The 20511-nt window shown below is 70.6% G+C and carries 22 protein-coding genes; 9 read left to right on the top strand and 13 right to left on the bottom strand.

Annotation, left to right across the window (positions count from 1 at the left end):
- Positions 1-26 precede the first annotated feature (26 nt).
- The 6 genes from DVK06_RS09520 to DVK06_RS09500 all read right to left on the bottom strand — a co-directional run bounded on the left by DVK06_RS09520 (position 27) and on the right by DVK06_RS09500 (position 3951).
- Positions 27-239 carry a hypothetical protein gene (locus tag DVK06_RS09520; protein ID WP_121600107.1) on the bottom strand — a complete coding sequence of 71 codons (213 nt, stop codon included), beginning with the start codon at positions 237-239 and terminating at the stop codon, positions 27-29.
- Positions 236-1288: a GNAT family N-acetyltransferase gene (locus DVK06_RS09515; RefSeq protein ID WP_121600106.1), complete on the bottom strand. Its 1053-nt coding sequence runs from the start codon at positions 1286-1288 to the stop codon at positions 236-238. Before DVK06_RS09515 ends, DVK06_RS09520 begins: the two co-directional genes overlap by 4 nt.
- Complete coding sequence (gene gatD / locus DVK06_RS09510; RefSeq protein WP_121600105.1) at positions 1285-2583, bottom strand: Glu-tRNA(Gln) amidotransferase subunit GatD; 1299 nt, start codon at positions 2581-2583, stop codon at positions 1285-1287. The genes DVK06_RS09515 and gatD overlap by 4 nt, the downstream gene beginning before the upstream one ends.
- Positions 2584-2713: 130 nt before the next feature.
- Positions 2714-2989 (bottom strand): PadR family transcriptional regulator, encoded by a 276-nt coding sequence (locus DVK06_RS09505; RefSeq protein ID WP_004597247.1) that lies wholly within the window; start codon positions 2987-2989, stop codon positions 2714-2716.
- Between the two features lie 459 nt (positions 2990-3448).
- Entirely contained in the window at positions 3449-3595 is a 147-nt protein-coding gene (locus DVK06_RS18940) for a hypothetical protein (protein WP_006112955.1), read from the bottom strand.
- A gap of 131 nt (positions 3596-3726) precedes the next feature.
- Positions 3727-3951 (bottom strand): hypothetical protein, encoded by a 225-nt coding sequence (locus DVK06_RS09500; RefSeq protein ID WP_053770613.1) that lies wholly within the window; start codon positions 3949-3951, stop codon positions 3727-3729.
- A gap of 104 nt (positions 3952-4055) precedes the next feature.
- Between DVK06_RS09500 and priS the strand changes: the two genes are divergently transcribed.
- The 4 genes from priS to DVK06_RS09480 are packed head-to-tail and all read left to right on the top strand — an operon-like array spanning position 4056 to position 8239.
- On the top strand, positions 4056-5219 hold the full coding sequence (priS, locus tag DVK06_RS09495) for a DNA primase small subunit PriS (protein ID WP_121600104.1): 1164 nt from the start codon (positions 4056-4058) through the stop codon (positions 5217-5219).
- 10 nt (positions 5220-5229) lie between these two features.
- Entirely contained in the window at positions 5230-6306 is a 1077-nt protein-coding gene (locus DVK06_RS09490) for a hypothetical protein (RefSeq protein WP_121600103.1), read from the top strand.
- A 9-nt stretch (positions 6307-6315) separates the two neighbouring features.
- Positions 6316-6957: a DUF998 domain-containing protein gene (locus DVK06_RS09485; RefSeq protein WP_121600102.1), complete on the top strand. Its 642-nt coding sequence runs from the start codon at positions 6316-6318 to the stop codon at positions 6955-6957.
- Positions 6958-6982: 25 nt separating this feature from the next.
- A complete protein-coding gene (locus DVK06_RS09480; RefSeq protein WP_121600101.1) occupies positions 6983-8239 on the top strand; it encodes an MBL fold metallo-hydrolase in 1257 nt (418 codons plus the stop codon).
- A gap of 55 nt (positions 8240-8294) precedes the next feature.
- Here the strand turns inward: DVK06_RS09480 and DVK06_RS09475 are convergent, their stop codons facing one another.
- The gene (locus DVK06_RS09475) at positions 8295-8552 is read right to left on the bottom strand and encodes a hypothetical protein (protein ID WP_053770607.1); all 258 of its coding nucleotides are present in this window, start codon (positions 8550-8552) and stop codon (positions 8295-8297) included.
- Positions 8553-8669: 117 nt separating this feature from the next.
- On the opposite strand from DVK06_RS09475, the gene DVK06_RS09470 reads away from it, so the two are divergent.
- The 4 genes from DVK06_RS09470 (at position 8670) to DVK06_RS09455 (ending at position 12065) form a co-directional block, all read left to right on the top strand.
- The gene (locus tag DVK06_RS09470) at positions 8670-9539 is read left to right on the top strand and encodes an inositol monophosphatase (protein ID WP_121600100.1); all 870 of its coding nucleotides are present in this window, start codon (positions 8670-8672) and stop codon (positions 9537-9539) included.
- 466 nt (positions 9540-10005) lie between these two features.
- The gene (locus DVK06_RS09465; RefSeq protein ID WP_121600246.1) at positions 10006-10536 is read left to right on the top strand and encodes a DUF5817 domain-containing protein; all 531 of its coding nucleotides are present in this window, start codon (positions 10006-10008) and stop codon (positions 10534-10536) included.
- Between the two features lie 69 nt (positions 10537-10605).
- Positions 10606-11619: a PGF-CTERM sorting domain-containing protein gene (locus DVK06_RS09460; protein ID WP_121600099.1), complete on the top strand. Its 1014-nt coding sequence runs from the start codon at positions 10606-10608 to the stop codon at positions 11617-11619.
- Entirely contained in the window at positions 11616-12065 is a 450-nt protein-coding gene (locus DVK06_RS09455; protein ID WP_121600098.1) for a hypothetical protein, read from the top strand. Before DVK06_RS09460 ends, DVK06_RS09455 begins: the two co-directional genes overlap by 4 nt.
- Positions 12066-12083: 18 nt before the next feature.
- Here DVK06_RS09455 and DVK06_RS09450 read toward each other — a convergent pair whose 3' ends face one another.
- Together DVK06_RS09450 and DVK06_RS09445 are read right to left on the bottom strand one after the other, a co-directional pair.
- Positions 12084-12464 (bottom strand): hypothetical protein, encoded by a 381-nt coding sequence (locus DVK06_RS09450; RefSeq protein WP_053770602.1) that lies wholly within the window; start codon positions 12462-12464, stop codon positions 12084-12086.
- A gap of 92 nt (positions 12465-12556) precedes the next feature.
- Entirely contained in the window at positions 12557-13396 is an 840-nt protein-coding gene (locus DVK06_RS09445) for a cytochrome b (protein ID WP_053770601.1), read from the bottom strand.
- Positions 13397-13620: 224 nt separating this feature from the next.
- Here DVK06_RS09445 and ppc point away from each other — a divergent pair, with 224 nt between their 5' ends.
- Positions 13621-16323, top strand: coding sequence for a phosphoenolpyruvate carboxylase (gene ppc / locus DVK06_RS09440; RefSeq protein WP_121600097.1), 2703 nt, complete (start codon positions 13621-13623; stop codon positions 16321-16323).
- 53 nt (positions 16324-16376) lie between these two features.
- Here the strand turns inward: ppc and DVK06_RS09435 are convergent, their stop codons facing one another.
- From DVK06_RS09435 to DVK06_RS09420, 4 genes are all read right to left on the bottom strand, one after another.
- The gene (locus tag DVK06_RS09435) at positions 16377-16853 is read right to left on the bottom strand and encodes an MOSC domain-containing protein (protein ID WP_121600096.1); all 477 of its coding nucleotides are present in this window, start codon (positions 16851-16853) and stop codon (positions 16377-16379) included.
- A gap of 339 nt (positions 16854-17192) precedes the next feature.
- Entirely contained in the window at positions 17193-17648 is a 456-nt protein-coding gene (locus DVK06_RS09430; protein ID WP_053770598.1) for a 30S ribosomal protein S19e, read from the bottom strand.
- A 134-nt stretch (positions 17649-17782) separates the two neighbouring features.
- Positions 17783-19126, bottom strand: coding sequence for a hydroxymethylglutaryl-CoA synthase (gene hmgB / locus DVK06_RS09425; RefSeq protein WP_121600095.1), 1344 nt, complete (start codon positions 19124-19126; stop codon positions 17783-17785).
- 129 nt (positions 19127-19255) lie between these two features.
- On the bottom strand, positions 19256-20476 hold the full coding sequence (locus tag DVK06_RS09420; protein WP_121600094.1) for a hypothetical protein: 1221 nt from the start codon (positions 20474-20476) through the stop codon (positions 19256-19258).
- Positions 20477-20511 lie beyond the last annotated feature (35 nt).

The raw sequence follows: 20511 nt of genomic DNA, 5'->3' as shown, positions 1-20511 counted from the left end.
GGGGCCCGACCGACGGCGGCGTCCCCTTACCGCGCCGGGCCGGCCTCCCGGTGGAGGTAGAGGTACGCGAGCACCGGGACGATGGTGAAGACGAGCGTCGAGAGCGCCCAGAGGAGCGCGTAGCGGCTCCCGCGGGCCTTCGCGTCGCGGTAGATCCAGACCGCCGCGGCGACGACGACGCCGTAGATCACGAGCGTGAGCGGGAGCGACCACGGGAGGGCAATGCCGAGGGGGGTCATGGCTCACCGGTGAGGTCCGCGCACATCACGAAGTCGGGTTCGGTCGCGACCGACACGCGGTTCGCGGCGACGTCGCTCACGTGGTCGACCGTCTCGGGGATCAGCACGCGGGCGCCGTCGGCGTCGGCCGCCGCGGCGTCGGCGGCGACGGCGTCGAACAGCGTCCCCGCCGCGTCGGCGTCGCGCCACGCGGCGACGCCGTACGTCGCCGTCCGGGTCGTCTCGCCGTCGACCTCGCGCTCCGTCACGCGCGTCCGGACCGCGACGCCGGCGACCGCGTCCGCGTCGCCGACCGCGAGGAGGCGGTCCTCGGCGGTCGCGGCCGCGAGCCGCCCGCGGGTGAGCTGCGAGCAGGCCCACGACTCGTCGGGGTCGAGCGCGAGCCCGCGCAGGTGGTCGCGCGCGTCGCTGTCGCTCCAGAACGCCCACGCCGCGTTCGGGTCCGGGTCGGCGAGGGGGCCGACGCCGGCGTCGGCCGCGCCGTCGAGCGCGGTCGCGGCGGGATCCGGCTCGGCGAACCGGAACTCCGTCTCGGGCTCGAAGCCGACGGCGCGCGACTGGCCGAGGCCCATGGCGTTCCACGAGAACACCATGTTGCGGCAGACGGCCGCGCCGCGCTCGCGGGCCCAGTCGAGGGCGGCCTCCGAGAGCGCCGTGCCGACGCCGTGGCCGCGGGCCGCGGGGTCGACGCGGATCCCCTGTCCCCACGCCTCCCACTCCGACAGCGAGACGGCCTGGATACAGCCGACGACCGCCTCGGGGTCGCCGGCGTCGGCGGCGCCGGTCCCGTCGCCCTCGACGCGCGTGTCGCCCGCTTCCCGGCCGTCGAGGTCGGCGGAAGCCGCGGCCTCCGGCGGGAGGGTCGCGACGAAGGTGCCGCGGTCGGGGTCGTCGTCGGCGGCCCAGTCGGGGAACACCCGCGGGATGTAGTCCTCGTGGCGCTCGCCCCACGTGTCCCGCGTGAAGGCCGCGACCGCGTCGGCGTCGGCGGGGCGCGCCTCGCGGACGGCGACCGCCGGGCCGCCGGCGGCGGACCCGCGACCGCTCATCGCCAGGGCCGCGACTCCTCGGTCAGCTCGCCGGCGAGGTCGCGGCCCATCGCCTCGGCGGGGTCGGAGCGGTTCGCCAGCGCCCACATGAGCTTCACCTTCGCGGTGCCGGGGAGGGTGTCGCCGGCCTCGACGACGCCCGCGTCGAGCAGGTCGCGGCCGGTGTCGTACACGCGGTCGCATACCCGGCCGGCCAGGCACTGGCTCGTCATGGCGACGACGGCGCCGCCCTCGACCAGCTCCTCGATCCGCGGGATGAGGTCGGTGTGGACGTGGCCGAGCCCGGTGCCCTCGATGACGACGCCGTCCTTCCCGTCGAGGTAGTCCCACGCCGCCGGGTCCATCCCGGGCGTGAACTTGACGAGTTCGACGTCGCCGTCGAGGCCGGACTCGACGCCGACGGTCCCCTCGTCGTCGCCCCGCGGGAGCGGCTCGCGGTTCCACTCGACGGCGGCGTCGGCCGCGTCGCCGTCGGCGCCCGCCTCGGCGGCCGCCTCGTAGTCGATGACGCCGAGGGGCGCGGCGCCGACCGTCTCGAAGGCGTCCCGACGGGAGGTGTGGTTCTTGCGGACGCGCGTGCCGCGGTGGAGCGCGCAGGCGTTGTCGGAGGGAGCGGCGTGCATACAGACGAGCGTCTCGGCGTGGTCGGCCTTCGCGGCCTCGACGGCGCAGACCGCGTTCATCACGTTGTCGGAGGAGGGGCGGTCCGCGGAGCGCTGGCTCCCCGTGAACACGACCGGCACGGGCGAGTCGAGCATGAAGGAGAGCGCAGACGCGGAGTACTGCATCGTGTCGGTGCCGTGCATCACCACGACGCCGTCGGCGCCCGCCTCGACCTCCTCGGCGACCGCCGCGGCGAGGTCGCGCCAGATGGACGGCTCCATGTTCTCCGAGAGGATGTTCGCGACGACCCGGCCGCGGTAGTTCGCGCGGCCGGCCAGCTCGGGGACCGCGCGGAGCACGTCCTCCGCGTCGAACTGGGCCGTGACGGCGCCGGTCCGGTAGTCGACGGTGGAGGCGATGGTCCCGCCGGTGGAGATGAGCGAGACGGTGGGCAGGTCGTCGTCGAAGGTGATCTCCGAGGTGGCGTCCCCGTCGCCGTCGGTCTCGGCCGCGGGGTCGACCTCGCGGACCCCGGACTCCACCACCTCGACGTCGGCCGCGTCGCGGTCGATGCCGACGTTGTAGCCGCCGTCGAGCTTGACGACGAGGTGGTCGCGCGTCGTGGAGGGGAGCAGTACGCCCTCGTTGGTGACGCCCCCGCGCTCGACGCGGACGCGATCTCCCGGTTGCATACGCCCCGGTTCCGCCGGGGCGGACTTGAATCCAACCGTTCGCGGCGCGGAGCGGTAGGGCGACGGGAAACAGGAGAGAAGACGGAGGCCGGCGGCTATCGGCCGATCGCGGGAGCGGCGGGCGGCGGGGTCAGTGCTCGATGTACTCGGCTTCCCAGTCGGTCCGGGCCTCGATTTCGCGTCGTCCGCGGCGAGTCAGCGTGTAGTAGTTCGTGCGGCGGTCGCGCTGGCCCTTCTCGACGAGCCCCTTCTCGACGAGCGTGTCGAGGTTCGGGTAGAGGCGGCCGTGGTGGATCTCCTTCTCGTAGTACTCTTCGAGCTCCTCTTTGATGGCCAGCCCGTGCGGCTCGTCGAGCCCCGCGATCACGTAGAGCAGGTCTCGCTGAAAACCTGTGAGGTCGTACATACAACTGCCTCTACATACCTGTCGAAAATAAATAAATATACCGTTATATCAGTCCACGTACGACCGGCGAGCGGGCCCTGCGTCCCCGGAACACCGGACTCCGTTCTGTCAACTCCGCAACCGTCGCGTGAGTCCGGACCGCGTGTTCACCGGCGGCAGTCGTTTCGGTTGAGTGATATGTGTCGTTGACCGGGGCGAAAGGCGCACTCGGAGGCGAGTGACGGAACTGCGCTGCGGTCCGGCGGCGACGCTCGGTCCGGACGTGGTACCGCGCGCTCCGCTCGGGCGCGACGCGAGACGGACCGACCGCTAGGCGGTCGAGCGTCGGAAGAAGGCACGCCCGACGCGGAAAAAAGCCGCGTCGGGCCTGCCGATTGGTCCCCGCTGACGCTTCGGCCCTCCAGACGAAGCGTCACCCGATTGTACAGCGTAGAGAGTCATAAACGTGTCGTACGTCGCTCACATATGTTCCTCTTCTAACACCCAGCCGAGCGCGCGCTTGTAGTGCGCGAACAGTTCCTCGACGCCGCGGTGGTTCATCTCCTCGTCGTCCAACTGCTCGCGGAGGAACTCGTACTGCTCTCTGACCTCCTCTTCGGAGCGCATGCGAGACGGATAGGGAGCGGTCCCGGATAGTGTTGTGGCCGACGGTGGCCGTTTCGGGGTCGGCGGCGGAGGACGGTCGGCGTCCGACCCGCGGCGCTCGGGGGACGGGGACCGCGCGGCTGGGACGCCGATCAGCGGTACCACGCGACCAAGACGCCGCCCACCATCGACACGCCGACGGCGGTCAGGAGTCCGCCGAGGCGCACCGACCCGTCGAGCGTCGTCACTCCGAGGAGCATCGACACGCCGATCATCGTCGCCAGGGCGCCGGCGATCAGGAACAGGGCGCCCCACACGACGTCGGGGACCAGTTCCGCTACCGCGCCGAAGAGCACGTCGAATATCTCGTCGAGCATGGGGACCGGGCGTGTGCGGTGACGGCGCTCCCGAAGAAAACGCTGTCGCCGGTCGCCCGCGAACGGTAACGTTGATACGTCGACCGCGGGTACGAGAGGAGACGATGGACGACCGGACCCGCGAGTACCTCCGGGGGCGGTTCGGCGACTACTACCGGTCGGTGTCGCTGTCGCTCCCGCCCGACGCGAACCTCCGCGAGTGGGGCCACATCCCGTGGACCCCCGGGTCCGGGACGACGATGGTCCGGCACCAAGGGCTAACCGAGCTCGGCCACGTCGACACGTTCTTCGCGGACAACGCCCCCCGGCACGCCTACTTCTCGGCCGCGCGCTACGACGACCCCGGCGCGGCGACGATGGGACAGAAGGGGTGGCGGAACGCCGACCTCGTCTTCGACCTGGACGCCGACCACCTCCCCGGCGTCGACCCGGAGACCACCACGTACCCGGAGATGCTGGCGGCGTGTAAGGACGCGCTCCTTCGGTTGTTGGACTTCATCGACGACGACTTCGCGTTCGAGGACGTGACCGTCGTCTTCTCGGGCGGGCGCGGCTACCACGTCCACGTCCGCGACGAGGGCGTGAGGGGGTTAGACAGCGACGCGCGCCGCGAGATCGTCGACTACGTGCGGGCCATCGACCTCGACACCGACGGCCTGATCCGGACCGTCTCCGACCGGGGGACGACGAAGCGCGTCCTCCGCACCGAGGGCGGGTGGGGGGCGCGCGTCCACGACGCCCTGGTCGAGTACGCCGACGACCTCCGGGAGATGAACGACGAGGCCGCGCGCGAGGAGCTGATGAAGTTTGATGGGATAGGTGAGAAAGGGGCGAAGACGATCCTCGGCGCGTTCGACCGGAACCCGACGGCGGTGCGCGAGGGCAACGTGGAGGCCGGCGGGCCCGGGGTGCGCCGGCTCGTCTCGGCGCTCGCCGCGCGCGTCGCCGCGGAGGACGCCGCGCCGATCGACGAGCCGGTGACCACCGACACGCGGCGGCTCATCCGGCTGCCGGGGACGCTCCACGGCGGCTCCGCCCTGGTCGTCACGCCGCTGCACCGGGACGAGATCGCCGACTTCGACCCGCTCCGGGACGCCGTCCCGGAGCGGTTCGTCGGCCGCGAGATCCGGATCGAGACGGACGCGGATCGGACGGTAGAATTAAACGGCGAGCGCGTCAGAGTTGAATCCGGTAGAAACACCGTGCCCGAGTTCGCGGGGGCGTTCCTGATGGCCCGCGGCGAGGCGCGGAAAGCCCCCGAACGATGACCGACGAGCAATGAACCTCGACGAACTCCGGTCCGCGCAGGCGAAGGAGCGCCGGAAGGACAGCCTCCAGCACCTGCGGGACTCGTTTTACGACGACGTGGGCGCGTACGTCGCGGACCTCCGCGCCGCGCGCGACCGCCGCGCCGAGCAGGTCGAGAACCCGTTCGCGGACGACGACGTCCGCCGGCTCTCCGACGAGGTCGAGACCGCCGAGGAGGTCGCGGAGGCCCTCTACGAGCGCCGGGTCGGGAAGGTCGTCAAGCTCGCCTCCTTCGCCGCGGCGGACATGTCCGTCGACGAGGAGGGGATGACGACCGAGGAGCGCCGGCTGTTCGACGACCTCGTCGAGCGCATCACCGCGAACAAGTCGGAGGTCCTCGACGTGCTCGCGGGCGAGTCGCCGGTCACGGACTCGTCCGGGACCGGCGACGCCGCGTCGGCCGCCCGCGACGCCGGGGGACCGCGCGACGCGACGCCGAACGCCCCGGCGGCCGAAGCCGAGACGCCGCCCACCGGGACGGGGCCGGACCCGGCGGGCGCCGGCGACGCGACCCCCGAGAGCGGGTCCGCCGCCGCGGACGCGCTCGCCGGGGCGATGGGCGGAGGCGAGACCGAGTCGACCGGCGACGCCCCGGCCGGGCCGACCGAGGGCGACGCGGACCCCGCCGCCCCGGAGCCGACCGGCGACGCCGGGACCGCGGGGGACGGCGAGCCGACGCCGGTGCCGCCCGAGCCGGCGCCCCCGGGTGCGGTCGGGGTCGACGACGATCCGGACGGGACCTCCACGGGCGACGCCGACGAGGAGCCGACCGCCGGCGCGACGACGGACGGCGGCGCGGTGCCCGAGGGGACGGCGACCGACTCGCCGCCCGCCGAGGCGGAACCGGCCGCGGGTTCGGAGCCGACCGCAGATCCGGAGCCGGCCGGCGGAACGGAGCGAGCGACCGTCCGGATCACCCGCGACGTCGGGGCCATCTTCGGCGTCGACGAGCGGGAGTACGAGCTCGCGAGCGAGGACGTGGTCTCCCTCCCGGTGGAGAACGCCGACCCGCTGGTCCAGCGCGACGCCGCCGAACGCATCGACTGACCGCGGCCGATGGCCGCCTCCGCGACCGACGGCCGGGGCGGCGCCGGCCCCAAACCTGATTCCCCGGTAGCCGGACGTGTCGCGGCCGCGTGCGGCGCGGTCGCGACGCTCTCCGCGCTCTGCGGCATCGCGCTCGCCGTGCTGCTCGACCCGACCTTCTCGTGGACGACCGACGCGCTCTCCGACCTGGGGGTCCGCGACGGGAGCGCCGCCGCGTTCAACTGGGGGCTGATCGCCGGCGGGGCGGCCGGGGTCTGCTACGCGGCGGGCCTCGGACGGGCCGGGCGCCCAGTCCTGGCGCCCCTCCTCGCGCTGGCGATGGTCGCGATGGCCGGCGTCGGCGTCTTCGACGTCACAGAGCCGCTCCACGCTCCGGCCGCGATCGGGTTCTACGGACTCGTCACCGCGGCGTTCGCCGTCGACGGCTGGTTCAGGCGACGGGAGCCGACCGGCCGCGTCGCGCTCGCGTTCGCGCCGGTCCACGTCGCCGTCTGGGCGACGTTCGCCGCCGGGTGGTGGCCCGTGACCGGCCTCGCGCTCCCCGAGCTTCCGGGGGCGCTCATGTTCGCCGCGTGGGTGTGGGCGGTCGGGCCGGCACCGGTGGTCGAGGCGATCCGGTCCCCGCCCGGCGGCCCGACCGACGGACACTAACGCCGCGGGCGGCTACGGCCCGTCGATGGAGTTGGAGTTCCTCGGCGGCGCCCGCGAGGTCGGCCGCAGCGCCCTCCTCGTCGACGACGCGCTGCTGCTGGACTACGGGCTCATGACGGCGGACCCGCCGCGGTACCCGGTCCGAGACCCCGAGCCCGAGGCCGTCGTCGTCTCGCACGGGCACCTCGACCACGTCGGCGCGGTGCCCGCGCTGCTGAAGGGCGACCGCCGACCGCCGGTCCACTGGACGCCGCCGACGGGCGAACTCGCGCGCACGCTCGCCGAGGACACGCTGAAGCTCCACGGCAACAGCCCGCTGTGTCCGTTCGGCGCCGAGCACGTCGCCCGGCTGGGCGAGGTGGAGCGCCGGCACGGCTACGGGGAGCCGTTCCCGGTCGCGGGCGGGATCGACGGCGGCGGATACGAGGTGACGCTGTTCTCCGCGGGCCACATCCCCGGCTCCGCCCACGTCCTCGTGGACGACGGCGACACGCGGCTGCTGTATACCGGCGACTTCCACACGCACGACCAGCGGCTGGTCGCGGGGACGACCGCGCGCCCGGACGCCGACGTCGTCGTCTGCGAGTCGACCTACGCCGACGTGACCCACGAGGACCGCGCCGCGGTGGAGTCGGCGTGGGCCGAAAGCGTGGAGCGGACGATCTGGGAGGGCGGGACGGTCGTCGCGCCCGCGTTCGCCATCGGCCGGACGCAGGAGCTGCTCCTCGTCGCGGCCGCGAACGGCCTCACGCCGTACGTGGACGGGATGGGCGTCGAGGTGACGGAGACGCTCCGGCGGTACCCGTCGTTCCTGCGCGACGCGGACGCGTTCGGCGAGGCGGTCGGCCGGGCCCGCGTCGTCACGGGCCGCGACGGGCAGCGGAAGCGGATCGCGGCCGAGAACGCGCTGGTCGTCACCACCTCCGGGATGCTCGCCGGCGGGCCCGTCCAGACGTACCTCTCCGAGATCCGGGCGAACCCGACGAACCTCGTCACGCTCACGGGGTACCAGGTGGAGGGCACGCCCGGCCGCGAGCTCCAAGACCGCGGGCAGTTGGAGCTGAACGGGCGCGTTCAGCCGGTGAGCGCGCGGGTGAAGTCGTACGACTTCTCCGCGCACGCCGACCGCGAGGGGCTGGAGTCGTTCTTGACGTCGTACCGCGGGGCGCGCGTGCTGGTGACCCACGGCGACCGCTGCGAGGCGTTCGCGGCGGACCTGCGCGCGGACGGGTTCGAGGCGAGCGCGCCCGAGATCGGCGAGCGAGTCGCTCTGTCAAAATAGGTGAGCACGATGCTGAACGACAATTCGGGGGCGAAAGAAGCAGGTTCGTCGAGTGCTACTCCCCGCCGTCGGTGTACGCCCAGTCGTCGAGCACACGTTCGGCGACGGCGTTCGCCTCCGCCGGCGACGGACAGGAGCCGGCGACGACCTCCTCGGAGAGCTCACCCGCGAGGTCGTACACCGCGCTTCCGTCGCCGCGCTCGGCCACGCGCTCGAAGGTGGGCCGGTAGCCGGCGGCGGCGCGCTGACCGATCTCGTCGAGCGAGGCGTCGATGGTGTACTCGAGCTGACGGACCGCTTCCTCTGGTTCCATACGCGATCCACCGGCCGCGACCTACTTAAATGTACTCGGATTCGGAACTGAGTTAATTCCGCGGCGTCGTCCGCGCCGAACCGACGTTTATACGCCGCCGGAGGGTCGACCGGGGCCATGACCGACGCAGACGAGCACGACGCCGACGCGACCGGACGCGGCGACGAGTCCGTCCCCCCCGTCGCGGAGCGCGCGGACGACGTCGCGGAGCGCGCGGCCGTCGCGAAGCGCGCCGCGGAGGCGGGCGCCGCCGTGGCCCACGAGCACTTCCGGAGCGACATCGCGGTGGAGACGAAGGGCGAGGACGACGTGGTGACCGAGGCCGACCGCGCCGCCCAGCGCACCGTCATCGAGTCGATCCGCGAGTCGTACCCCGACGACGCGGTCGTCGGCGAGGAGGAAGACGAGCGCAAGACCGTGCCCGAGGCGGGCCCCGCGTGGGTGATCGACCCCATCGACGGGACGAACAACTACGTCCGCGACGTTCGCGTGTGGGCCACCGCGGTCGCGGCCGTCGTCGACGGCGAGCCGGTCGCGGCGGCGATCGTCGCGCCCGCGCTCGGCGACACCTACACCGCCGACGCCACGGGCGCGTACCGCAACGGCGAGCCGATCGCGGTGAGCGACGTGGCCGACCCCCGCGACGCCGCCGTCGACCCGACGATCTGGTGGGATTACGACGCCCGCGACGAGTACGCGGCCGCCTGCGAGGCGATCGTCACCCGCTTCGGCGACATGCGCCGGTTCGGCGCCGCGCAGGTGGTGCTCCCGACCGTCGCCGCCGGCGGGCTTGAGGGGACGATCACGAACGTCGCCGCGAACCCCTGGGACACGGTGGCCGGGGTGTTCGTGATCCGGCAGGCCGGGGGGCGCGTGACGGACCTGAACGGAGAGCGGTGGCGCCACGACTCGACGGGCCTCGTCGCCTCGAACGGCGCCCTTCACGACGAGGTCCTCGCGGCCGCGAACGAGATCGAATCGGACTGATACGTGGGTTTCGAGGTGGTTTCCGACCGATTCTCGGGCGGCCGTCAATGAGGCGAGACCACAGATCACTCTGGGTGGAACACCGTCAAAGCCCCAGCCGCTCGGTTCTGCGTCGTCGCTGACGGATCGCCGGAGAACACCGTCAAAGCCCCAGCCGCGAGGACTCGATGGGCTCGCTGCGGTCCTCGTCGCTCGCTTCGCTCACTCCTGCGGTCCTTACGTCGCCCGTCTTTGCCCTCGCGGCTGCCCCTTTGAGTCCCGCCCCGCACCGTCCCGCACCTCACGCCTCCCCAGCCTCGTCAGTCGCCTCCGCTTCGCTCCGACGACTGACTCCCTCGCGCGTGCTCCTCGCGGCCGCCTTCGGCGGCCACTCGGAGGCACGCGCCACGGCAGTGATGGTGTGGTCGACGACGGCGTCGTATTCTGGGACCGAGGGTTCAACTTCGGGGCCGTCGAATCCGGGGACATGTACGCGGTCGTCGGCTGCAACGAGTGCGCCAACATGTGGCTGGTCACGGACCCCGAGACGAGCGAGACCGCGCAGTGCTCGCGGTGCGGCAAGACCCACCGTACCGCCAAGCTCAAGCGCTTCTTCGAGTCCGAGGACCGCGCGGCCGCGCGGGAGGCGCGGTCGGCACTGCTCGCGAAGAAGCGCGGCGACAGCGCGGCGTTCGCGGAGGTCGACCACGTCTCGGAGCTGGAGGCCGCGGTCGAGGACGCGGGGATCGACGACCGCGAGTACCTCGAAGCGTCGGGGCTCGACGCCGACGCGGTCGACGCGGCCGGCGAGCGAGCCGAGGGCGGCGGGGGCGGGTCGCGGAGCCGAACCGAGGTCGTCCGCGACGCGGTCGACGCCGTCGACGACCCCACCGAGGCGGCGGTCGTGGAGCGCGCCGAGCGGGACGGCGTCCCCGCCGACGCGGCCCGCGAGGTCCTGACCCGTCTCACGCGCCGCGGCGAGCTCACCGAGTCGAACGGGCGGTATCGCGTCCTCTGACCCCGGTTTCGCCCGGCGGCCGTCGGCGGCTGGACAAAGCACTTATATCAGGCTCGTAACCGGTCGCACATGGACACCCGCACGGCCCTCCTGGCGGCGGCCGCCGCGCTCCTCGTCGCGGGCGCGGTCGGCGCGGTCGCCGCGCCCGACGCCCTCACCGACCCCCGAGCGACGGACGAGCCGCCCGGGCGGATCGACGTCGCCGGCGCGACGGTCGCCCCCGGCGAGGTGCGCGGCGAGACCGCCGAGCTCCGGCTCGGCACCGACCTCCGCCACCGCGGCGGGCCCGTCGAGAACGTCACCGTCCGCCACCGCGCGATCGGTTCCGAGTCCGGCCTCCTCGTCGACGAGACGACCGTCGAGGTCGGCGACGTCGACGCCGAGGGGGAACGCACTGTCAACGGCACCGTCACCGTCGAGCGCGAGGGCGGTTACCGCATCGAGACGGTCGTCTTCGCGGACGGGCAGCGCCGCGAGCAGCAGACCACGCGCGTCGCCGGCGTCGCGGCGCTCACGCCCGACTACGCCGACACGCAGGTCGGGTTCACCGACGGGAGCGTCTGGCCGACCGTCGCCGTGAGCGTGGCCGAGGCCGGCGACGGGACCGCGACGCTGTCGGCGTCGGTGTCGGTGACGAACCGCGGCGACGAGGCGAGCGACGACATCGACCTCCGGCTGTACCTCCGGCAGGCGGAGTCGAACGTCATCGCCGCGGAGGCGACGGAGACGGTCGGCACCGTTCGCCCCGGCCGCACCGACACCGTGACGGCGACCGTCGAGGTGCCCGACGGCTACAACTACTACATCGACGCCGCGCTGTTCGACGACGACGTGCTCGTCGACGAGACGCAGGGCGTCGCGAACCTGAACCCGCGGGAGACCATCACCGCGAACGAGACGGTCCGCGACGTGGCGTTCTCCGTCGAGGACTTCGAGCGCGACGACGTCGGCGGCGACGGCGCCGACGGCGCCCGCCGAGAGGGCGGCGACGGTGCCAGCGCCGACGCGACGCCCGGCTTCGGTCCGCTCGCGGCGCTCGTCGCGCTCGTCGTCGCGGCGCTGGCGGCGCGGAGGCGACGATGACGGACGACCCGCCGCGCGGGGAGCCGAGCGACGAGGAGGCGGCCAGCGACCGCGATCACACGAGCGACCCACCACAGCCCATGACCGACGACACCGACGCGACCGAGCGCACGGCGACGGACGCCGACCGCACCGACCGCGAGGAACCGGACCCCGACCGCGACGAGGGGAGCTACTGGACGGACCCGGTCGACTCCCCGGGAGGCGGCGGTCTCTCGACGGGCGGCCTCCGCGGCCTGCTCGACCGGGTCGGGCTGGCGGCGCTGTCGCTGCTCGCGGTCGTCGCCGGCTGGGGGTTCTACACCCAGTCCGGGGACGCGATCCGCACGTGGCTGGACCCGGCCTACGAGCCGATCGCGCTCGCCGTGTTCAACCTCGTGGTCCTGTTCGTCGCGCTCGCCGGCGTCGCTCACCAGCTCCGCCGGATCCGCGCGACCGAGTCCTGACCCGACCCGCGGCCGGCGTCACTCGTCGGGGAGCTGATCGGTGCTGGCCGGGATCTGCTCCACCTGCCCCGCGAGCGTCGCGGCGTCGCCGGCGACGGTGGAGGGCTCGACGCCGGCCTCGCCCGCGACCAGCCTGACGTGCGCGGCGAGCAGCGCGAGCGCGCGGAGGCCGGCGCCGTCGGGGTCGTCGTCGGTGCGCTGGGCGAACGTGGTGTCGACCTCGCCGTCGCGGACGACGCCGACGTGGACCGCGTCGATGTCGTCGCCGTCGAGGAGGTCGCGGGCGCGGGCGATCTCCGTCTCGAAGTCGTCGCCGTCGGCCGCGTCGGAAGCCGCGGATCGGTCGTCGCGGGCGGCCTCGTCGGAAGCGGGGTCGTCGGAAGCGGGGTCGTCGCTCATGTCGTCCTCTCGGGCGAGCGACGTGAAAAGCGCGGCGGGACTCTCGGTCGCGGAGCGGGAGACGGAAGGAAGGCCGGAACGCGGAGGCGGCGTTACTCCTCGGGGCGAGGCCGGGCGATGAACAGCGCCTCCTCGATGGTGAACGGGTCGTACGTCGACTGGTGGCAGACGCAGTAGGTCCCGTCGGCGGCGTCGTAGCGGGCGGACTCCTCCAGCACCTTGTACCCCGGGATACAGCAGAAGTGGGTACAGACGTTGAGGTACGCCATGAACCCCTGGTCGGTGGAGGCCTGAAGCCACTCGTCGTTCTGGGCCGCCTCCTCGATCTCGGGCGATCGGAGGACAATCGCGTTGAGGTTCGTGTCGGCGTCCTCGGAGCGCCACGTGACCGACGCGGGCTTGCCGACGCCCGCGCTGCCGATCCCGTTGCCCCACTCCTCGTAGTCGGAGAAGTCGTCGACGTGGATCCGGTCGCCGCCCGAGTAGGTGTTCGACTGCCAGTCGTACGGCGGGCCGCTCGCCGCGCGGAACAGGTTGTCCGACTCGAAGTTCGGCTGGACGTTCTCCTGCGACTCGACGCCGCAGTACTGGAACCACGCGCCGGAGTAGGTCACGCCGCCGAGCTCTTCCTGGGCGACCTCGATCTCCTGTCCCTCCTGGGTGACGGTAGTCGTCTCGGGCCAGATGCCCTCGATGTACCCCTCGTCGGTGACCCGAACGGGGATCTGCGGGAGCCCCCGGGGCGCCGGGCCGCCGGTGTGCGCGATGGTCCTCGCGACCGTCGACCCGCCGCCGACCCCGCCGGCGGTCGTCAGGGTGTTCACGGTCGCCGACCCCATCGCACCGACCCCCGCGAGGGCCGCGCCGCCGACGACGCCCTTCACGAAGCGTCGCCGCCCGGACTCGGACGGATACTTGTCGGACGCACTCATACCCGAACCTGAGGTTGGATCGGTAAAAAGGGTGACGAACCCTCCACCGGCGCGAGAATCGCCGCCGTCGCCGGTCGTCGCCGGCGCTCCGGACGTGGACTCCGCCGACCACGCCGCCGCGACCGCCGTCGAACAGGAACGTTCGTGATCGAATTAACTCGGAACCGAGGCAAGCATTCGTCCAGACCGCGGTTTTAACCGACCGCGACCGCAGTATGTGTGGTATGAAGTTGCACAATCGGGACGTGCGGACGGACGTTCGGGAACTCGGGGCGCTGGTGGGAGACGTCCTGGCCGCGCAGGCGTCGACGGAGGCGTACGAGACGGTCGAGACGCTTCGGAACGCGGCGATCGACTACCGGCGCGGCGACGCCGAGGACCGGGCGGCCCTCCACGAGGCGGTCGGCGACCTCTCGACGACGCGGGAGGAGGTGGTCGCCCGCGCGTTCACGACCTACTTCGAACTGATCAACCTCGCCGAGGAGCGCGAGCGGGTCCGCGCGGTCCGGAACGCCGACGACGGGAGCGCCCTCCACGACTCCTTCGACGCGACGATCGCCGAGTTCACCGAGGCCGGCGTCGACGCCGACGAGCTGGAGGAGCTGCTCGCCGACGTGCTCATCGAGCCGACGTTCACCGCCCACCCGACGGAGGCCCGGCGCTCGACGGTGAAGTCCAAGCTCCGCTCGATCGCGAACCACCTCGGCGAGCTCGACGAGCGCAACCTCACCGAGCGCGAGCGCCGCGCCGTCTGGCGCGACGTCACCGCCGAGGTGACCAGCCTGTGGGGCACGCGACAGGTCCGCCAGCGCGCGCCGGAGCCGGAAGACGAGGCGCGAAACGTCCAGTGGTACCTTGAGAACACCCTCTTCGACGTGGTCGGCGACGCATACGAGGAGTTCGAGGAGACCATCTCGAAGGAGTACGACGACGTCGACTGCCCGAAGCTCTTCGAGTTCCGCTCGTGGGCCGGCTCCGACCGCGACGGCAACCCGTTCGTCACGCCGGAGGTGACCGACGAGACGCTCGAACGCCAGCGCGAGGTCGCCGTCGAGAAGTACCGCGACCGGTGTAAGCGGCTCTCCGCCGTGCTGAGCCAGGACGGCGAGCGCTACGCCGCGGGCGACGCGCTGGCGCGGTCGCTCGCCGCCGACGCCGAGCGGTTCCCCACCGTCGTCGAGGAGGCGCGCGAGCGCTACCCCGACGAGCCGTACCGGCAGAAGCTCAGGCTGATGCGCGAGCGGCTGGACCGCGTCAACGACGTGCGCCCGGGCGAGTACCCCGACGGCGACGCGTTCCTGGACGACCTCGACGTCATCGCCGAGTCGCTGCGCGAGGACGGCCAGGAGTCGGTCTTGGAGTCCTTCGTCGAGCCGTTCCGCCGGCAGGTGGACACGTTCGGGCTCACGCTGGCGTCGCTCGACCTCCGCGACCACCGCGAGAACCACACCGAGGCCGTCGCCGAGGCGGTCGCGGTCGAGGGCGTCGACTACGAGGGGATGAGCGAGGACGAGCGCGTCGACTTCCTCACCGAGGCGATCCTTCAAGACGAGCCGGTCGTCGACGTCGACGAGCCCGGCGACGTCTCCGAGACGACGGAGCGCGTCCTGCGGCGCTTCGCGTCGTTCGCGGAGTGGCAAGAGGAGTACGGCCAGCAGGCGATCGACACCTACTGCATCTCGATGACCGAGGAGCCGAGCCACGTGCTGGAGGTGCTCTTCTTAGCCGACCAGGTCGGCGTCGTCTCCCTGCCCGACCACTGCGCGGTCGACGTGGTCCCGCTCCTGGAGACCGAGTCCGCGCTCAACGGCGCCGAGCGCATCCTCGGTACCCTCTTCGAGAACGAGGCGTACGCCGCCGCGCTCAAAGCGCGCGGCGAGGTCCAGGAGGTCATGCTCGGTTACTCCGACTCCAACAAGGAGAACGGGTTCCTCGCGGCGAACTGGGACCTCTACGAGAACCAGCGCCGGATCGCCCGGTTCTGCCGCGAGGAGGACGTGACGCTCCGGCTGTTCCACGGCCGCGGCGGCTCCATCTCGCGCGGCGGCGGCCCGATGAACGAGGCGCTGCTCGCGCTCCCGAACGAGACCGTCACCGGGCAGGTGAAGTTCACCGAGCAGGGCGAGGCCATCGCCGAGAAGTACGCCAACCCGCGGATCGCCGAGCGCGAGCTGGAGCAGATGCTCGACGCGCAGATCCGCGCCCGGAAGGAGGCGAACGAGGAGCCGGTCGAGGACGTGCCCGACCGCTGGGTCGAGGCGATGGAGATCATGGCGCCCGCGGCGCGGGAGACGTACCGCGACCTGCTGAACACGGACGGGTTCGTCTCCTACTTCGAACAGGCGACGCCCATCAGCGTCGTCGAGGACCTCAACCTCGGCTCCCGGCCCGCCTCGCGGTCGGGCGAGCGCAGCGTCGAGGACCTGCGCGCCATCCCGTGGGTGTTCTCGTGGACCCAGACCCGGCTCATCCTCCCCGGCTGGTACGCGATCGCCTCCGGCATCGACGCCTACCTCGACGAGGTCGGCGAGGAGGAGGGGATGGAGACGCTCCGCGAGATGTTCGACGAGTGGCCGTTCTTCCGGACGACGCTCGACAACGCCTCGCTGGCGCTCGCGCGCACCGAGCCGGAGATCGCGGCCGAGTACGCCGACCTGGCCGACGACGAGCTCCGCGAGCGCTTCTTCCCCGACTTGGTCGCCGAGTACGAGCGCGGGCGCGAACTGGTCTTGGCGATCAGCGGCCGCGACCAGCTGCTCCGCCGCGAGTGGCTCGAAGAGAGCCTCGACCGGCGGAACCCCTACGTCGACCCGCTGAACCTCCTCCAGGCGAACCTCCTCGGGCGCACCCACCGCACCGACGAGGAGGAGCGCACCCTGCGGCTCACGGTCAACGGCATCGCCGCCGGGATGAAGAACACGGGATAGCTCGGGTCGCGACGCCGCACCGCCCTCGTTTCTTTCCCGCCGCCGTCGAGTGCCTATCGGACGATCTCGTCGCCGACCGCGATCGTCCCCGACTCGACGATCCGGGCGTCGAGCCCGCCGCGGCCGTCGAGGGCGGTCGCCGCGTCCGCTTGCTCCGCGAGGTCCGCCATGTAGCCGCACGGCTCGCAGTGGCCCGTCCCCTCGACGACCGCCTCGCCGACCCGGAACCGCTCGCCGATCAGTTCGTCGAGGGCGACGCCGCGCGTCGTGACGTTGCGCCGGTGGGCACCCGCGTCGAGGTCGACGCCGTACTCCTCGGCCGCGGCCGCGAGCGCCTCCGCCGCGATGAACGTCACGTCGCTCGGCTCCAGGTCCGCCTGCTCGTTGTAGATCCCGTCGCCGTCGAAGTAGCGGTCGCCCCTGAGGCCGCGGTCCGCGACCGCCTCGACCGCCTCCCGCGACTCCGGCTCGCCGCCCGTCCCCGAGGCGACGTGAATCCGTTCGACCGTGCCGACGCCCGATCCCGTCATGCGCGACTCACAGACGGACCTCGGCGCGCGGGATCAAGAAGGTAGCGGCGGGATGAGAGTCGGGAACGCGGCGGAGTGATTGTCGGCGAGAGCGATGGGATGAGAGTCGCGAACGCGTCGGCGGGTGGCGTCCGCCCGCGACGACGCGACCGGCGCGACTGCGCGTCGGGTGTGGACCCGCCCGATCGCAATTCGATATAGCGGTATCGAGTGTATGGCGCGTATCGGGGGCGAACCGGACGGTCGGAGCGATCGCTCGCGGGGTCGGCGCAGCGTACCCGAAATTGAGCGAAAAGCAGTGGCTAAGGGAGTTACGCGGGCAGAAACGAGAAAAACTGCTTACGCGTAGCGTTCGAGTTCCGGCCGGTCGAGGTCCTCGAAGACGTCGGTCGCAACCTCCGAGAGGAACGCCTCACCCTCGTCGGAGAGGCGGCGGCCCTCGCCGGAGGCGGTGGTGACGAGCCCCTCCTCTTCGAGCGCCTGCAGGGCCGTTCGGATGAGGTTCCGGGAGCCGCCCTCGTGTTCCGGGGGACGGACGACGTAGCGGTTCGAACCGCGCTTCTTCGAGCCGTACTCGGTCGCGAGCCGCTCGATGCCGATCGGTTCGTTCTGGGCGACCTTCCGCAGGAGGCTCGCGGAGCGGACGTACCAGAAGTCGTCCTGCTCCGGCGGGAGCTCCTTGCCGGCGCCGGTCTTGGCGAACTCCACCCAGTCGGGCTCGTCGATGCGGTCCTCGAGTCGCGCGGCGACGGCCTCGATGAGGTCGTCGGCCGGCACGTCGTAGATGGTTACCATTGGGTCTCGATTCACGCCAGCGTCGTTTAAAACCATCGTATCGCGTACGGCCCGTGTGAGCCGTTTTCACGGTGCTGCGGGCCGCTGCGGAGGACTCGCGGATCGGAGCGAGGCCGAGTGCGGGGGCCGCGCCGCTACTCGACGTACTCGTACTGCCGCTCGTTCATCCGACCCCAGCCGGTGAAGACGAACTCCCCGTCGGGCTGGGTGAACTCCTCGATCTCGCGGCCGAGGTCGGCGTCGTACTCGTGGACGTCGTGGACGTCCTCGTACTCGTCCCACGTCAGGTCGTAGCGGGCGTCGAGCTGGGCGTCGATGTCGAGCGCCTCGACCTCCGCGCGCCACCCCTCGCGGATCGTCTCGGCGTGGATCTCGGCCTGCGCGCCGGAGCCGTAGGAGGCGACGAGCAGCGTCTCGTCGACGAACTCGCGGTCGCGGCTCAGGGCGTCCCGCAGGGCGCTCACGCGGGCGATGTGGACGGAGCTGGTGTACCAGTTGCCAACTTCCCGAGAGAGCCCGAGCGTCGGCTCGACGGCCGCGTCGTACCACGACTGGTACTGCTCGGTCGTCTTCAGGTCGTCCATGTAGCCGCGGATCGCCTCCTCGTAGGCCTCGCGGTCGTCGTACTCGTCCTCGCGCGGCTGACGGCCAATCTCGGCGGCCAGCGCGTCCTCGTGGTCGGTGTCGCGGATGACGTGCCGGTAGGCTAACAGCGCCGCCTTCCGGACCATCCCGGGGAACGGCGTGTGGAACGGGGCGTACGCGAAGTCCTCCAGTTCGATGTCGTCGGTGACGGACTCGTAGTCCTCCAGGGCCTCGCGCATCCGGGAGAGGTACACCTGGACCGAGCGCTTCCCGTCGACGCTGGGGAACTGCTGGTTCGGCTTGAGGAAGTCCGTCTCGTCTTTCGACCCGTACCCCTGGTCGGCCGAGAGTTCGACGATCGAGGGGTCCTCGTCGATCAGCATCGCGACGGCGCCCGCGCCCTGCGTCGCCTCGCCGGGGTCGCCGCGGGCGTACAGCGCCGTGTCGGTCGTGATGACGATCGCCGGTCGGTCGCGGTTCCGACCCGCTCGGATCCAGTTGTACGCGTCGTCTATCGCCTGCGTGCCGGCGAGGCAGGCGAACTTGCGCTCGCCCTTGTTAGCGTGGGTGAAGTCGCCGTCGTACACCTGTTCGAGACAGCCCGCGATGTACGTCGACACCGGCTTCGAGTGGTCGAACGCCGACTCCGTGGCGACGTCGATCCGGCCGACGTCCGCGGGTTCGAGCCCCTTCCGGTCCATCAGCCCCTTGGCGGCGTTGGCGCCCATCGTGACGATGTCCTCGTACACGTCGGGGAACGAGGAGTTGTTGAGCCCGAGCCCCTTCGTGTACTTCTCGGGGTCGTCGCCCTGCTCCGGCGCGAACGTGCCCGGCAGGTCGAGCTTGAGCTTTCCGGTCCAGATCTCGACGCCGTCGATCCCGACTGCGGTCATACGCGGTCGTTCATGCGGCCGGCATATGGCTTTGTCGATGAGAAGTACGTCGATCGTGGAAATAATAAAATCTGTTTCCAGAGCAGAATAATAGATACTGTCCAACTAATATAACCTAAGATTATATATTTACGTACAGGTAAAGTCCCCATCTTCGGTATCTAGAGGGGAGTTTGAGATGGTTAGTTGGCTATTGCTCTCACAGTTCTCTACCACGTTTCCATTATCGTCTATAAGATCAACAGTCACATTGACTTGATTTGGGTTGCCTGGGGAGTCTACCGTTATAGAGAAGGGGTCAGTCATTTGTATTGAGTTTGTATTTGTATTTCTACCGTTGCCTTTTATTTCGACCTGGATCTGGTAGTTGGGATCGACGTTTAATGTCGTTCCATCAATAGTAATATCCTCAATCTTATTATTATTCGATTCGGCAGCAGACGCAGAAAACTCGCCGAATGCCGGCTGACTCGGTGTGGGATCAGTGCTATCACCGTCCTCATTGCTACTGGGTCCGACGTTATCTTTCGCCGTTTCTCCAGTTGGTTCTTGCTGAATACCAACAGAGTTCACGCTGATGTTGTCAGGGCTATCGACGCGAAGCAGCAACGCCGAGACCTCGCTTGAATTATACGCGGTGTCGTTCATCCCCTGATACGTGACCGAACCGTTCTCGATCGACTCGTTCCAGTAGCCGTCTTCGCTGCCGAGCCGGGTCGGTATCCGGACGTCGAGTCCCCCTGACAGGCTCGACAGATTGGTCGCGTCACTCGTCGGGTACAGTTCCACGGCGACCTTCCGAGTTCCGGACGCGCTAAAGTCGTTCTGGACGGCGGTCAGCCTGAGCGTGTCGTTGTCGACCAAGATGTTCTGGTCTTCGACGATCACCGCGGGACGGTTCGAATCCGTCTCTTCAACGTAGAGAACGGAGTTATCGTACCACGTCGATCCCGATTCAATCTCGTTGTATCCCGGCCGATACTCGATGAACCGCGTCGAGACATTCACTGTGGTGCCAGAGTCGTCACTAATCGTAATGTTGTACGCGTCGCTCGTCCGTAGCGTTCCTGCCGGGTCAGGTGGGTTAATTGTGAACGTCCTAGTCCGGTAGCTTGTCCCGAGTTTCACGTCAACGAACTGCGGACGCTCGGAGCTCCCTGCCGATAAGATTCCGTTCCTGAGTTCAACGAGGTCGTTTTGTACCTCCTCGAAGTGTTCGAACTCCGTCTGTCCGTTCTGTTGCGGAACGACTTGGACCTGATACAGCGACAGTGCGACGATCAGGAACCCGAACAGGATCACCGTCCCGACCACGACCGACTGGCCCCGACGGTCGCGACTGAATCGCATTGTGAGAGGTCGACGCCGAGCGGGTATAAAATCCT

The sequence above is a fragment of the Halorubrum sp. Atlit-28R genome (assembly GCF_003665955.1).
In the GTDB taxonomy this organism is placed as follows: Archaea; Halobacteriota; Halobacteria; order Halobacteriales; family Haloferacaceae; genus Halorubrum; species Halorubrum tropicale.
This window is presented reverse-complemented; position numbering and strand designations above follow the sequence as displayed.

Excerpts from the sequence above, each read along its gene's own strand:
- DVK06_RS09450 (WP_053770602.1), bottom strand. The coding sequence starts at position 12,464 with ATGAGCGACGACCCCGCTTCCGACGACCCCGCTTCCGACGAGGCCGCC.
- DVK06_RS09455 (WP_121600098.1), top strand. The coding sequence starts at position 11,616 with ATGACGGACGACCCGCCGCGCGGGGAGCCGAGCGACGAGGAGGCGGCC.
- DVK06_RS09520 (WP_121600107.1), bottom strand. The coding sequence starts at position 239 with ATGACCCCCCTCGGCATTGCCCTCCCGTGGTCGCTCCCGCTCACGCTC.
- DVK06_RS09515 (WP_121600106.1), bottom strand. The coding sequence starts at position 1,288 with ATGAGCGGTCGCGGGTCCGCCGCCGGCGGCCCGGCGGTCGCCGTCCGC.
- DVK06_RS09490 (WP_121600103.1), top strand. The coding sequence starts at position 5,230 with ATGAACCTCGACGAACTCCGGTCCGCGCAGGCGAAGGAGCGCCGGAAG.
- DVK06_RS09445 (WP_053770601.1), bottom strand. The coding sequence starts at position 13,396 with ATGAGTGCGTCCGACAAGTATCCGTCCGAGTCCGGGCGGCGACGCTTC.
- DVK06_RS09500 (WP_053770613.1), bottom strand. The coding sequence starts at position 3,951 with ATGCTCGACGAGATATTCGACGTGCTCTTCGGCGCGGTAGCGGAACTG.
- DVK06_RS09435 (WP_121600096.1), bottom strand. The coding sequence starts at position 16,853 with ATGACGGGATCGGGCGTCGGCACGGTCGAACGGATTCACGTCGCCTCG.
- gatD (WP_121600105.1), bottom strand. The coding sequence starts at position 2,583 with ATGCAACCGGGAGATCGCGTCCGCGTCGAGCGCGGGGGCGTCACCAAC.
- DVK06_RS09420 (WP_121600094.1), bottom strand. The coding sequence starts at position 20,476 with ATGCGATTCAGTCGCGACCGTCGGGGCCAGTCGGTCGTGGTCGGGACG.
- DVK06_RS09470 (WP_121600100.1), top strand. The coding sequence starts at position 8,670 with ATGACCGACGCAGACGAGCACGACGCCGACGCGACCGGACGCGGCGAC.
- DVK06_RS09460 (WP_121600099.1), top strand. The coding sequence starts at position 10,606 with ATGGACACCCGCACGGCCCTCCTGGCGGCGGCCGCCGCGCTCCTCGTC.
- DVK06_RS09505 (WP_004597247.1), bottom strand. The coding sequence starts at position 2,989 with ATGTACGACCTCACAGGTTTTCAGCGAGACCTGCTCTACGTGATCGCG.
- DVK06_RS09430 (WP_053770598.1), bottom strand. The coding sequence starts at position 17,648 with ATGGTAACCATCTACGACGTGCCGGCCGACGACCTCATCGAGGCCGTC.
- DVK06_RS09465 (WP_121600246.1), top strand. The coding sequence starts at position 10,006 with ATGTACGCGGTCGTCGGCTGCAACGAGTGCGCCAACATGTGGCTGGTC.
- priS (WP_121600104.1), top strand. The coding sequence starts at position 4,056 with ATGGACGACCGGACCCGCGAGTACCTCCGGGGGCGGTTCGGCGACTAC.
- DVK06_RS09480 (WP_121600101.1), top strand. The coding sequence starts at position 6,983 with ATGGAGTTGGAGTTCCTCGGCGGCGCCCGCGAGGTCGGCCGCAGCGCC.
- DVK06_RS09485 (WP_121600102.1), top strand. The coding sequence starts at position 6,316 with ATGGCCGCCTCCGCGACCGACGGCCGGGGCGGCGCCGGCCCCAAACCT.
- DVK06_RS09475 (WP_053770607.1), bottom strand. The coding sequence starts at position 8,552 with ATGGAACCAGAGGAAGCGGTCCGTCAGCTCGAGTACACCATCGACGCC.
- ppc (WP_121600097.1), top strand. The coding sequence starts at position 13,621 with ATGAAGTTGCACAATCGGGACGTGCGGACGGACGTTCGGGAACTCGGG.
- DVK06_RS18940 (WP_006112955.1), bottom strand. The coding sequence starts at position 3,595 with ATGCGCTCCGAAGAGGAGGTCAGAGAGCAGTACGAGTTCCTCCGCGAG.
- hmgB (WP_121600095.1), bottom strand. The coding sequence starts at position 19,126 with ATGACCGCAGTCGGGATCGACGGCGTCGAGATCTGGACCGGAAAGCTC.